Source organism: Mucilaginibacter rigui (assembly GCF_014773275.1).
Taxonomy (GTDB): Bacteria; Bacteroidota; Bacteroidia; order Sphingobacteriales; family Sphingobacteriaceae; genus Mucilaginibacter; species Mucilaginibacter rigui_A.
This window is the reverse complement of record NZ_JACWMW010000002.1, coordinates 1,394,479-1,407,279: the sequence shown is the minus strand read 5'-3', so window position 1 is coordinate 1,407,279 and position 12,801 is coordinate 1,394,479. Positions and strand designations below refer to the sequence as shown.

Annotated in this window: 14 protein-coding genes; 9 read left to right on the top strand and 5 right to left on the bottom strand. The window is 41.2% G+C overall.

Going from position 1 to position 12,801, the window contains the following annotated elements; all coding sequences use genetic code 11:
• Positions 1-140 precede the first annotated feature (140 nt).
• Positions 141-1,625 carry a phytoene desaturase family protein gene (locus IDJ75_RS13350; RefSeq protein ID WP_191176088.1) on the bottom strand — a complete coding sequence of 495 codons (1,485 nt, stop codon included), beginning with the start codon at positions 1,623-1,625 and terminating at the stop codon, positions 141-143.
• Positions 1,626-1,697: 72 nt separating this feature from the next.
• Between IDJ75_RS13350 and IDJ75_RS13345 the strand changes: the two genes are divergently transcribed.
• From IDJ75_RS13345 to IDJ75_RS13330, 4 genes are read left to right on the top strand one after another with little or no spacing between them, the layout of a single operon-like run.
• Positions 1,698-2,531 carry a phytoene/squalene synthase family protein gene (locus IDJ75_RS13345; RefSeq protein WP_191176087.1) on the top strand — a complete coding sequence of 278 codons (834 nt, stop codon included), beginning with the start codon at positions 1,698-1,700 and terminating at the stop codon, positions 2,529-2,531.
• A gap of 28 nt (positions 2,532-2,559) precedes the next feature.
• The gene (locus tag IDJ75_RS13340) at positions 2,560-3,129 is read left to right on the top strand and encodes a hypothetical protein (protein WP_191176086.1); all 570 of its coding nucleotides are present in this window, start codon (positions 2,560-2,562) and stop codon (positions 3,127-3,129) included.
• On the top strand, positions 3,130-3,813 hold the full coding sequence (locus IDJ75_RS21385) for a lycopene cyclase domain-containing protein (RefSeq protein WP_191176085.1): 684 nt from the start codon (positions 3,130-3,132) through the stop codon (positions 3,811-3,813).
• Entirely contained in the window at positions 3,813-4,052 is a 240-nt protein-coding gene (locus IDJ75_RS13330) for a cytochrome b5 domain-containing protein (RefSeq protein ID WP_191176084.1), read from the top strand. The genes IDJ75_RS21385 and IDJ75_RS13330 overlap by 1 nt, the downstream gene beginning before the upstream one ends.
• A gap of 84 nt (positions 4,053-4,136) precedes the next feature.
• Here the strand turns inward: IDJ75_RS13330 and IDJ75_RS13325 are convergent, their stop codons facing one another.
• The gene (locus IDJ75_RS13325) at positions 4,137-4,673 is read right to left on the bottom strand and encodes an RNA polymerase sigma factor (protein WP_191176083.1); all 537 of its coding nucleotides are present in this window, start codon (positions 4,671-4,673) and stop codon (positions 4,137-4,139) included.
• 271 nt (positions 4,674-4,944) lie between these two features.
• Complete coding sequence (gene murB, locus IDJ75_RS13320) at positions 4,945-5,964, bottom strand: UDP-N-acetylmuramate dehydrogenase (RefSeq protein ID WP_191176082.1); 1,020 nt, start codon at positions 5,962-5,964, stop codon at positions 4,945-4,947.
• Between the two features lie 91 nt (positions 5,965-6,055).
• Between murB and IDJ75_RS13315 the strand changes: the two genes are divergently transcribed.
• The 4 genes from IDJ75_RS13315 (at position 6,056) to IDJ75_RS13300 (ending at position 8,142) form a co-directional block, all read left to right on the top strand.
• On the top strand, positions 6,056-6,679 hold the full coding sequence (locus IDJ75_RS13315) for a tetratricopeptide repeat protein (protein ID WP_191176081.1): 624 nt from the start codon (positions 6,056-6,058) through the stop codon (positions 6,677-6,679).
• A gap of 155 nt (positions 6,680-6,834) precedes the next feature.
• Entirely contained in the window at positions 6,835-7,047 is a 213-nt protein-coding gene (locus tag IDJ75_RS13310) for a hypothetical protein (protein ID WP_191176080.1), read from the top strand.
• Positions 7,037-7,459 carry a putative toxin-antitoxin system toxin component, PIN family gene (locus tag IDJ75_RS13305; RefSeq protein ID WP_191176079.1) on the top strand — a complete coding sequence of 141 codons (423 nt, stop codon included), beginning with the start codon at positions 7,037-7,039 and terminating at the stop codon, positions 7,457-7,459. The genes IDJ75_RS13310 and IDJ75_RS13305 overlap by 11 nt, the downstream gene beginning before the upstream one ends.
• Before the next feature lie 110 nt (positions 7,460-7,569).
• Positions 7,570-8,142, top strand: a complete 573-nt coding sequence (locus IDJ75_RS13300) for a hypothetical protein (protein WP_191176078.1) — start codon at positions 7,570-7,572, stop codon at positions 8,140-8,142.
• A gap of 1 nt (position 8,143) precedes the next feature.
• Here the strand turns inward: IDJ75_RS13300 and IDJ75_RS13295 are convergent, their stop codons facing one another.
• Complete coding sequence (locus IDJ75_RS13295; RefSeq protein WP_191176077.1) at positions 8,144-8,584, bottom strand: sterol desaturase family protein; 441 nt, start codon at positions 8,582-8,584, stop codon at positions 8,144-8,146.
• A 168-nt stretch (positions 8,585-8,752) separates the two neighbouring features.
• On the opposite strand from IDJ75_RS13295, the gene IDJ75_RS13290 reads away from it, so the two are divergent.
• A complete protein-coding gene (locus IDJ75_RS13290; RefSeq protein WP_191176076.1) occupies positions 8,753-11,116 on the top strand; it encodes an ABC transporter permease in 2,364 nt (787 codons plus the stop codon).
• A 73-nt stretch (positions 11,117-11,189) separates the two neighbouring features.
• On the opposite strand, the gene lpdA is transcribed toward IDJ75_RS13290, so the two are convergent.
• Positions 11,190-12,593 carry a dihydrolipoyl dehydrogenase gene (gene lpdA, locus IDJ75_RS13285; RefSeq protein ID WP_191176075.1) on the bottom strand — a complete coding sequence of 468 codons (1,404 nt, stop codon included), beginning with the start codon at positions 12,591-12,593 and terminating at the stop codon, positions 11,190-11,192.
• Positions 12,594-12,801 lie beyond the last annotated feature (208 nt).

Here is a 12,801-nt window from a genome sequence, read left to right as displayed (position 1 = left end):
GGAAACAGTACTTGTTCAGATAGTTGCGCTTTAAGGTCAGGTCATTGTTAATGTTTCGCATAACTTTAGCTTTATTTGTTAAAGCTAATTCTGTTATCGAATTACTTGACCTTTACAGCAATGACATGGTCTTAGATTTACTACTTACCCTCCATAACCTTTATTGCCTCCATTGCCGCTATTTGCCCCGATATCAATGCAGGTGGCACACCCGGGCCGGGGACCGTTAGCTGGCCCGTAAATAATAGATTTTTGATATGCTTTGCCCGCATGCTCGGTTTAAAGAAAGCAGTTTGGGCAAGGGTATTGGCCAGGCCGTAAGCATTGCCCTTAAATGAATGATAATCGGCTTTAAAATCTTTAAGAGCGTAGCTGCGCTTAACCACTATGGTATCGCGGATGCTTTGGCCGGTTATGGCTTCAAATCTATCCAGCATCACATCAAAATACTTTTCGCGGGTGGCATCATCATCATCCAATCCCGGCGCTATGGGCATCAGGAAGAAAAGGTTCTCCCCTCCTTCGGGCGCGGCATCAAGGTCGGTTTTCGAAGTACAGCAAACATAAAACAAGGGCTTTGTAGGCCATTGCGGATCCTTATATATCTCTTTGGCATGCAACTCAAAATCCTCATCAAAAAACAAACTATGGTGTTGTATATCGTGTACTTTTTTGTTTGTACCTATATAAAACAAAAGGCTTGATGGCGACATAGTGCACTTATCCCAATATTTTTCAGTGTAATTTCTATTAGGCTTATCTAAAATGTGCTGGTCTATATGTTCGTAATCCGCACCGGAAATAACAAAATCGGCTGTGTAGCTGCCATTATTTGTTTGGATGGTTTTGGCAACTCCTTCAGCTACATCTATTTTAGTAACCTCGGTATTCAATCTTATATTTACACCATAGCTCTCTGCAACACTTACCATAGCTTTTACAATCTCGTTCATTCCTCCTATAGGGTACCAGGTACCAAGGGCAAGGTCGGCATGGTTCATCATACTGTACATAGCGGGTGTATCCTGCGGGGTGGCGCCTAAAAACAGTACCGGGAATTCAAGCAGTTTGATCAGCTTGGGGTTTTTAAAATATTGGCGCACATGGCTGCTCATGCTGGTAAGCAGTTGCATACTTATACTTTTTCGGATCAGGTTAAAGTCGATAAACTCCGTGATAGAATGCGAGGGGCGGAACACATACTCACCCATACCTACTTTATATTTATAAGCCGCCTGTTCTAAAAACTTACGCAGGCCTGCGCTGCTGCCGGGTTCAATCTCGTCAAAAAGTTTTTCCAGCTTGCCCATATCTGCAGGTACATCCAGCACATCATCCTTACCATAATAAACCCGGTAACCGGGGTCGAGGCGCTTCAGCTCGTAAAAATCTGATGGTTTTTTACCAAAAAGGGCAAAGAAATTCTCAAAAACATCGGGCATCCAGTACCAGCTTGGGCCCATATCAAACTTAAACCCGTCTTTTTCCCATACGCGCGCGCGGCCGCCCGGCTGGTCGTTCTTTTCAAGTATGGTTACTTTATAACCCTCTTTTGCCAATACGCAGGCCGATGCCAACCCGGCAAAACCCGCTCCAATTACGATAACCTGTTTGTTATTATCCATCAGCAGCCAAATTAAGCAAATAGTTGTATGCAAGTAAAAAACAATATAGTATTCATTTTGTACTTTTGAGTGATGAACCTGTTCGACGAAACATGCTTTGAATGCAGCAAGCTGATTACCACCAAATACAGTACCTCTTTTAGTACGGGCATTAACGCGTTTCACAAACGTTTCAGGTACCCGGTTTATGCCATATACGGTTTTGTGCGCTACGCGGATGAAATTGTAGATACATTTTACGGGCACGACCAACGGCTGTTAATTGACGAGTTTAAGGAAGAAACTTTTAAAGCAATTGAGCGGGGCATCAGCATAAACCCTGTACTACAATCGTTTCAGCAGGTGGTTAATCAGTATCAAATCGAAAAAGAGCTGATTGAAGCTTTCCTCACCTCCATGAAAATGGATTTAGATAAAACCGCTTATGATGATAGCGGCTACAAAACATACATCTATGGCTCGGCCGAAGTTATTGGGCTGATGTGCCTGCGTATATTTTGCGAGAACGATACGGTTTTATATGATCAGCTGGTGCCAAAAGCGCGCAGCCTGGGCTCGGCCTTTCAAAAAATAAACTTTTTGAGAGATATTAAGTCTGACTTTGAGGACCGTGGCCGTACCTACTTCCCCGAGGTAGATTTCGGCAACTTTACCGAAGCAGATAAGCGGCTGATTGAAACTGATATAAAAAAGGATTTTGATGATGCTTTAGAAGGCATAAAGCTTTTACCAAAAGGCAGCAGGCTGGGCGTTTATGTAGCATACGTATATTACCTGCAGCTTTTTAAGAAAATAAGCGCAACATCGGCCATGGCAATTTTGCAAAAAAGGATAAGGGTTTCTGATACACAAAAACTGGGTTTATATTTTAAAGCCAAACTGCATCAAAAACTGAATATAATTTAGAATGAGCCCTACCGTTTATAATTTACCGATGCCAATTAAATTCAGATACCTGTTTATTACTGCACTGCTGCTGTTGTTTTTACCACTTAACAGAGGCAATGCAGCCTCCGTTACCGATGATGCAACGGAACCTAACCTGCATGTTATTCGTAAGCTGTTAGTAACGGCTATTACCAGCAGTAAAACAACCGATTCGCTTTACAACCACCTCGGTGGCATTAAAAACCGCACATCGCTTATAAATGGCTATATAGGTACGCTGCAGGCTTTAAAAGCCAAGCACACCTGGAACCCGTATTATAAGATAAAGTACCTGAACGATGCCGAAAAAACCTTTAAAAATGCCGTAACGGGCGACCCATCAAACATCGAGATCCGTTTTATGCGCTTTTCGATTGAGCATAATGTGCCGGGCTTTTTGGGGTACACCAAAAACCTGGTGGCCGACCGTACTGAGATCATTAAACAGATAGAGCGTAAACATTACGCATCGGCGGATGCGGCGTTAGTAAAAACCATTATCATCTTCCTCATAGATTCAAAAAGGTGTACCCCTGCCGAACATAGTATCCTAACCCAGCATTTAGCATCTTTATAAGTGAAATACACCTACCTTATTATTAACGTACTTACCATCTTTTTCCCGGTTGTATTATCGTTTGATAAGCGTGTGGCATTTGCCAAAAGCTGGCGGTTCATCTGGCCGGGGATGGCGCTAACAGGTTTTTTGTTTTTGTTTTGGGATGTGCTGTTCACCGTTCACGGTGTATGGTCATTTAACAACAAATACATTATCGGTTTAAAATTTATGGGGCTGCCGCTGGAGGAGATCCTTTTCTTTTTAACCGTACCATTTGCATGTATATTTATTTATGCCTGCTTAAACTACTATATTAAATGGCAACTAAGCAATACTATAGCAAGGGTTATTTCTAACCTGTTGATAGGTATTTCTGTCACTTTGCTTATTCTCAATTACACCAAATTATACACCGCGGTAACCTTTGGCCTGCTGGCAATTTTACTGATACTGTTGCTGTATTATTTCAAGGCCAATTGGCTCAACCGTTTTTATATGGCTTACGTTGTATCGCTCATCCCCTTTTACATCGTGAATGGCTTACTCACTTCTATACCAGTTGTACTTTATAACGATGCCCTAAATATGGGGATAAGGGCGGGTACTATACCGTTTGAGGACCATTTTTACAGCATGGCTTTACTGCTGATGAACTTTGGCTTTTTTGAATATTTTAAGAACCGTAAAAAGCTTACCGTGTAATGGCAGCAGACCTACCAATATATACCAAATCACAACTTGCTCTGCGTAACGGGCAGGATAAACCACAAATATGGGTAGCTTACAAGGGTATTATATACGATGTTACCGAAAGCCGCCTTTGGCGTAATGGCAAGCACTACGAGCACTGGGCCGGCCAGGACCTTACCGACGAACTCCCCGACGCCCCGCATACCGAAACCGTTTTTGAAAAGTTTACGGCGGTAGGAAAAATAGCGTAGGCTTTTCCACCACTTCAACTGTGTCCACAAAAAAACCCGCCCGAAGGCAGGTTTTTCTATTATATATGTTGAGTTTATATTTACTTAGTTCTCAGCGTAGATAGGTTTTGCAATGCCGTTATCGTAAGCTTTTAAATTCTTTTTAAGCAATTTACGGGCTACGTGGATGCGGGTTTTAACAGTACCAATAGGTATAGTTAAATGGTCAGCTATCTCGTGGTATTTGTGGCCTTCAAAATACATGGTGAAAGGCACATAGTAATCTGATGGTAACCTGTCTAAAGCTCTTTTAATATCATCCATTACAAATTTAGCCTCGCCCTGGTTTTTTGTTGAACTGAATACCAGGTTCGGAGATGATATCTCATCGCTTTTGGTAACAAAAGTGCTCATTTTAACAAAACGGCGATAGTTGTTGATGAAGGTATTTTTCATGATGGTATACAACCATCCTTTTAAATTAGTGCCTTCTTTAAACTTATTGTAATAAGTTATGGCTTTCAACATTGTATCCTGAACAAGGTCGTTAGCATCATCGGCGTCATGGGTGAAGTGTAAGGCATAAGACCTTAGGGAAGTCGCCTGACGTAATACAAGGGTGTTAAACTCAATCTTTGTCATTCTGTTAATGTTTTGTATTGAGTATTAGGCAAACATGATACCACTTTATGAAAAGTGTATGAAAATAAAAAGATGCTGCAGAATTATCTTAAATGGTCACAAAACTGTACTAAAAACAGTCATAGTATTGTAAACTACTTAAAAACAGCTATTTACGCAAAAAAGGAGTAATTGTAATTATTAAGTAAAGTATAAGAGATTGTTAAAACAAAAAGTTGTTTAACTAACTGTGTATGAAATGGATGTAATATTATATTTTTAATTAATTAATTTAACCAATAATATTTACCTCACGCTGTAGCGTAACGCCAAATTTAGTGTACACAGTGTCTATGATTTGCGACGAAAGACTGTACACTTCTTCGCCCGTTGCACCGCCATGGTTTACTAAAACAAGCGCCTGGTTCTTCCAGGTGCCGGTGTTCCCAACAACTTTTCCCTTCCATCCGCATTGTTCTATAAGCCAGCCGGCCGCAAGTTTATGTAGCCCCTCACCTGCCGGGTAGTTAACCACGTCAGGAAATTGCTGCTGAATTATTCTGAACTGTTCATCACCTATAACGGGGTTTTTGAAGAAACTTCCTGCGTTGCCAATGGTTGACGGATCGGGCAGTTTAGACACCCGGATGTGCGATACTACTTTTGATACATCCTCAATAGTAGGTTCGGTAATGCCGCGGTTAGCAAGTTCCTGCTCAATAGCGCCATATTTAAGGTTGATGTTTGCTTTAAGCGATAAATGGAACTTTACCGATACTATAATATACTGCCCGGCCAGCTCTATTTTAAAAACACTTTCGCGGTAACCAAACTTACAATCTTCTTTTGTGAACGTGCGGAAAGTACCTGTAGCTATTTCAAAAGCACGGCAGCTTGCAAATACATCTTTCAGTTCTACACCGTAAGCGCCAATATTTTGTATGGGCGATGCCCCAACCGAGCCGGGGATCAGGCTCAGGTTCTCCATGCCGGCGTAATTGCGGTCAACACAAAAGTTAACCAGGTCGTTCCATACTTCGCCGCCGCCAACTTCAACATATACATCATTTTGGCTGATGCGGTGTTCAATTCCACGGATATTCATGCGGATGATAAGCCCTTCAAAATCCTTCACCAGCAGCATATTACTGCCGCCGCCCATCACCAGGCGATTGGTAGTAAGCCATTGAGGGTCGGCAAATAATTCAACCAGTTCATCCTCATGGCTTATCTCGGCAAAGTAGCGGGCATTAGCATCAATACCAAAAGTGTTGAATTTTTTAAGCGATACGTTTTCCTGTATTTGCAGCATAGAGTTATGAATTGGGAACGGTGGCGAATTTCGGAATTTTATTACTTATGTTTAACATTAAAATCAGGCATTGTACCGGTAACCCACTTAAATGAAAAAAAGGCTATTTACAATCATCATATCGTTAAGCATAATATCTTGCCAACAAACTAAAAAAGAAAAAGCTTTTAAAATTTTCAATGAAGGTGTAACATTATCCTTAAATGCGGTAACAGAGGCCAATAGAGGGAACGAAAAAAAAGCAATTGAATTAAATGATAAGGCTATTGAGAAGTTCAGAGAAACCTTAACAACAGATTCGACCCATTCTATGGCAAGGAGTGCCTTAGCGCATAGCTTATACATTTCAAAAAAATACGATGAAGCAATTGAGTGGTTTAAAAAGGCGAATGCAATTGGCAAAGCTGAGGCTGTTAATTACATGGAACTGGGCTTATCTCAGATAAACTTAGGCCAAACTGCGGAAGGCGAAAAAAACCTATCTAAAGCTTTGGAATTAGATAGATCTGAAGAGATAAGAGAAATTACAGTTGAAGATTTATATGATATAGGTAAACTTGCTTTTAAGTATGGAGATGCTTATAAAAAAGAGGGTAAAACAGAAAAGGCGTTAACTTATAAACAGTTTTCAATTGATGTATTAAAACTCTCACTAAAAATCAATCCGGCGCGAGCCGATATTCGCAGTACAGCAGATAGTTTGCTAAACAATTAATGGATTAAACAGCCTTCCCCTTAAACCACTTCCTCCCCACCACCAGCAACCCAAACTTTTCAGAAGTATTTTTATCCTTTGATTTATTTTAGATGGTAGAAATAATCAACATCTATGCAAATTGTTTGTTAATTAGCGTTTAGTTATATTTGTATATGGACACACTAAAAATCAATATCATAAACCCTAAAGCCTTAAAATTACTCAATGATTTGGCCGATATGAACCTGATCTCCATTCAGGATAGTCCTAAAAATAATTTTACAAAATTGTTAAATGCCCTACGTTCTAAGAATGATTCGGCGCCAAGCTTAGATGAAATAACAAAAGAAGTTGAAGCAGTACGTGCAAAACGTTATGCCAAATAAAGCTACGCGTATTGTATTAGATACCAACCTTTGGATAAGTTTTCTCATCAAAAATGATTACACTGCCTTAACATCTCTTCTTCTTTCAGGTCGGGTTATTTTGGTCTTTAGTGCCGAGCTAATGTCTGAGTTCATCGAAGTTACCCAACGTACAAAATTCAAAAAATACTTTTCAGAAAGCAACGTCATTGCCCTAACGGAAATAATTGATGATTATGCGGAGTTTATTGATGTAACTTCAATTGTTACCTTGTGCCGCGATAAAAAAGACAACTTTTTGCTTTCGTTAGCTTTAGACGGAAATGTAAATTATTTATTAACCGGAGATGCTGATCTATTGGAATTAAACCCGCAGGAGGGAACAAAAATTATCACTATTTCGGATTTTCTTAAAGAGGTAAATACCCTTTAAACCACTTCCTCCCCACCACCAGCAACCGAAGCTCTTCGGATGGATTCTTCTCTGTTAATATTATTTTAGATGGTTGGACGTGTTTATTTATCTTAGTTGCCCTAAACGTTATGATGAAAGAGGGCTATTTTTTCCTGGGCGCTTTAATACTATTTCATTTTGGGCGCGTTGCCTATTTTTATTATCAAAAATGGCAGCGAAAAAGAGCAGAGTTAGAGATAGCCGATTATAAATGGGAAACATATCTTACACTTAGAGAGAAGATATTATCAACCCAACCCGTCGATGTAGGGATTGAACTTCCTTACGATACAGAAACCGCTTTTGCCGTTGCGCAGGAAATACATACCGGAGTTGAGGTACAAATTATAGTACTTTTCAAAACGGGAGAAACTTGGGTATTAACAACCAGAAATGCCAGAAAAGACATTTTCATACCCAAAAATGAGAATTTTTTAGCGGCTGTCGCTTCTGTCTTTACCACTGCGCAATACAATTTTGCAAGGATGCGAAGAAAGTACATTTCTGTACCCGAACCACGTTCTATTAAATTCCACATCATTACTAATAACGATATATATTCAGCAGACTCGCTTATACAAAATATCATTTCAGAAACTTCAGATTGGCAAGAGTTATATGCTAAAATGAACGAAGCGCTCGAACAGAGTGAAGGTGAATAGCCTACCCCTTAAACCACTTCTTCCCCACCACCAATAATCCAAACTCTTCCGACGGATTTTTCTCGGTTGATTTATGATGGATCTTATGCGCCCTGCGGATGGCCATCAGGTATCTGTTATTGCTTCTGAAAGCCTTAAAGCGGTTGTGGATAAACCAATCGTGGAAGATGAAATAGATGGTGCCGTAGGTACTGATGCCGGTGCCTATCCAAAAGCGGTAATCTAAAGTGATATGCCCGGCCCACATCAGCCATAAAGCTAAAGCAGCAAAACCGATACTGAACAGGTCGTTCAGTTCGAACCAGCCATGGCGTTGCTGATGGTGCGTTTTGTGGATAAACCACAGCGGCCCATGGAACAAATACTTATGCATAGCCCAGGAGAGTAACTCCATTACTGCTATGGTACCTGTTATTATACCTATATTAATTAACGCTTGCATTATTAGTTAACTTTTAAATTAATGAGCGGTTTTATAATTGTAATATAGCCGTACGTTAATTGTCCGATTCCGAACGCTTAAATCAAACAAAACATACATAAAAACCTCATTATAAGCACTATAAAATAATGGCACAAGGTTTATTACAATTAGTACATATTAACCGTTATGATTAAAAACTACTTTAAAATAGCCTGGCGCAATTTATGGAAAAACAAAGGCTTTTCTATGATCAACATCACAGGCCTTGCTACTGGCATGTGCGGCGCTATATTGATATTTACGTGGATACAAAACGAACTAAGTTTTGACCGGTTCCATAAAAATGCTGATGATCTGTACAAGGTTTGGAACCGGTCTGATAAGGATGCCGGCAATAATGTTTATACGTGGGATATTACTTCGGCACCCATTGCCCCGGAATTAAAACAAAAATTCCCTGAAGTGAAAGCTGCAGCCCGTGTATATTGGCCAAATGAACGGCTTTTTAATTACAAGGGGAAAAGCATCATTGCCACGGGGCTCGACGTTGACCCACAGTTTTTAAGCATGTTCAGTTTCCCAATGGTAAATGGCAACGAGCGTGCGCTTGATGACCCTAAAGGTATTGTGCTTACCGTTAGCCTGGCTAAACGCATATTTGGCACCGAAAACCCTACAGATAAGGTATTGCGGCTAAATGATAAAGAAAATTACAAGGTAACCGGCGTTATCAGTGATCCGCCTGCCAACACTCAGTTCCAGTTTGATTATTTGGTATCATTAGAACCGATGATCGGCACATCTGAGGCCAATAGCTGGGGTAATGCCAGCTTTAATACATATGTACAGTTGCAGCCCGGAGCAAATGCAGCGTTATTTGATAAGAAAATAAAGAATTTGCTGAAAGAGCATGACGCTGCTCTGCATTTTGGGATATTCTTACACCCGGCAAAAAAATGGCATCTAAATTCAAAATTTGAGAATGGTGTAGCCGTTGGCGGCGCTATAGAAACCGTTAGGCTGTTATTCGCAATAGCCGCATTGATATTATTGATAGCCTGTATAAATTTCATGAACCTGAGTACCGCCCAAAGCGAAAAACGCGGCAAAGAAGTTGGCGTACGTAAAGTAATGGGCGCTAACCGTTTTGCTATCATCAAACAGTTTTTAACAGAGTCTGTCCTCATTACCTGTATTGCGGGGGTATTTGCTATTGTATTGGTACAATTAACGCTGCCAGCGTTTCATGAATTAACAGGTGTTAAACTATTGATCAATTATAAAAACCCTTACTTATGGTTGGCGGGCTTTGGCTTTATTCTTTTCACGGGTTTGCTTGCGGGTAGCTATCCTGCGTTTTACCTGTCAGCATTTAGGCCGGTAAAGGTGCTTAAGGGTTTGTTTAAAAGCAAGGCACGGGTATTTAGTCCGCGTAAGGTGTTGGTAGTAACACAGTTTACTGTAGCTATTGTGCTCATTATTGCTACTATTATTATATACCAGCAGATCAACTATGTACAGAGCCGAGATAACGGATATGTAAGAAATAACCTTGTAGAACACCCGATAAATGGCTCTATAGGCAAAAATTTTGATGTTATTAAAAATGAGCTGTTAAGCAGTGGCGTAGCAGCAGCAGTAAGTAAAACGAGTATGCCTGTAACAATTGACGGCAGTTCAACTTCTGGCCTTAACTGGGGCAATATGGACGCTAACCATAAAAACGTAAGCTTCAGCAGGTTTGCAACAGACGGAGATTTTGTAAAAACATTTGGCTTTAAACTTTTGGCCGGGCGGGATATCGATTTCAATAAATTCCCTTCAGACTCAGCCGCAGTAATTATTAATGAATCGTCAGTACAAGCAATGGGCTTTAAAGACCCGATAGGCCAAATCATTTCGCTTGGCGACAACCGACTAAAAATTGTAGGCGTTATCAAAAACTTTATCATTGGTTCTCCTTCTCAGGCAGTTAACCCCATGTTAATATTCGGATCGAAAAATTGGTATTACAATGCGCTTACCTTCAGGCTTAATCCTAATCAATCAACATCTTCAGGCCTGAAAGCAGCCGAAGCCATCTTCAAAAAATATAACCCCGCTTATCCGTTCCAATACCATTTTGTAGACCAGGCCTACGCCGAAAAATTTAAAAACGAGCAGCGAACCGGCAAAATAGCTTTTACTTTTTCAGCGCTTACAATTTTAATATCGTGCCTTGGCTTGTTCGGGCTTGCGGCTTACATGGCCGAGAACCGTGCCAAAGAGATTGGTATACGCAAAGTATTGGGTGCAGGCATTGTAAACCTGATGCAATTGCTCACGCGCGATTTTGTTATGCTGGTGCTGGTATCAGTCGCCATAGCGGCACCTATCGGCTGGTGGTTCATGAACAAATGGCTGCAGGATTTTAATTACCGCATTCAAATCAGCTGGACCATATTTTTATACTCGGGCATAGTAGCCGTGGCTATAGCTCTTGTTACTGTAAGCTTCCAGGCTGCCAGGGCGGCTATGGCCAACCCTATAAAAAGCATTAAAACCGAATAACCTTATACTGTTGCTAAAAAAAGAAAAGGGTGCGCCTGTTCAGGTGCACCCTTTTTATGTGGCATTTAAATTCTTAAATATGTATCGCCCTGTTCTCGGTTGCTGCCAGGCAGGCTTCGCGCATGGCTTCGGTGTAGGTTGGGTGGGCGTGGCTGGCACGGGTTACGTCCTCTGCACTGGCGCGGAACTCCATCGCGATAACCGCTTCCGCTATCATATCGGCAGCGCGCGGGCCTATCATGTGTACACCTAAAATCTCATCGGTAGTAGCATCAGCTAAAACCTTCACAAAACCATCAAGGTCGCCGCTTGCACGGGCACGGCCGCTGGCTTTGAACGGGAACGACCCCACCTTATATTTTGTACCTGCCTCTTTCAATTGCTCTTCGGTATAACCAACAGCGGCAACTTCAGGCCAGGTATAAACAACTCCCGGTATCAGGTTATAGTTAATGTGCGGTTTTTGGCCTGCAATAATCTCGGCAACAAAAGTACCTTCATCCTCTGCCTTGTGGGCAAGCATGGCGCCTTTTATTACATCACCAATTGCATAAACGCCTTTAACGCTGGTTTCCAGGTGCTCGTCAACCGTAATTTTACGGCCACGCTCTTCAACGGTGATGCCGATTTTATCAAGGCCAAGTCCGTCGGTATAAGCTACACGCCCCACAGCTACCATGCAATAATCGCCTTTAAGTTCCTGCTTTTCGCCTTTAGGGTTATCAAACGTAACGGTAACCTCTTTGCCTTTGGCTGTTGCGCCTGTAACCTTGTGGCCCAGGTAAAACTCCATGCCCAGTTTTTTCAATACTTTCTGCAACTCGCGGCCCAGGCCCTTATCCATGGTTGGGATAATACCGTCCATATATTCAATTACAGATACCCTGGCGCCCAAACGCGCGTAAACCGAACCTAACTCCAAACCAATAACACCCCCACCAATCAGTATCAGGTGCTTAGGTATCTCGGTTAAGGTTAAAGCCTCGGTTGAGGTAATGATGCGTTTCTTGTCTATCTTCAAAAATGGCAGGCTTGATGGTTTCGAACCTGTAGCTATGATCACCTTTTCGGTGGTCAGCTCAGTAGTTTTACCATCTGCGGCAGTAACAATAATGGTATTTTTATCTTTAAATGACCCTACACCTGTGTGTACGTCAATCTTGTTCTTTTTCATCAGGTAGGTGATACCGCTGGTATTGGCATCCACAACTTCCTGTTTGCGTTTTATCATCTGGCCAAAATCAATACCCAGGTTATCTAATTTAATACCATGTGTAGTGAAAGTGTGCGCAGCGTTATGGTAATGTTCTGACGAATCAAGCAATGCTTTTGAAGGGATACAACCTACGTTAAGGCAGGTACCGCCAAGGGTGTTATATTTTTCAATAATTGCGGTTTTCATACCCAGCTGGGCGCAGCGTATTGCCGCCACATAACCACCCGGACCAGAACCTATAACGATTACATCATATTGCATAGTAGTGTATTTTGGTGGCCAAAGTTAAGGAATGTTTACAGGCTTATAAATAGGTAATTAATTAAAATGTTAAGGGGTTGACATTAGAGTTTAGAGTTTAGAGTTTAGAGTTTAGAGTTTAGAGTGGAATGCTTTATTGAAATGGTTGTTTTAATCCTTTTTTAACTAACGCTATTAACTATTCTCTAATTATGGCGTTGCCTGCGGC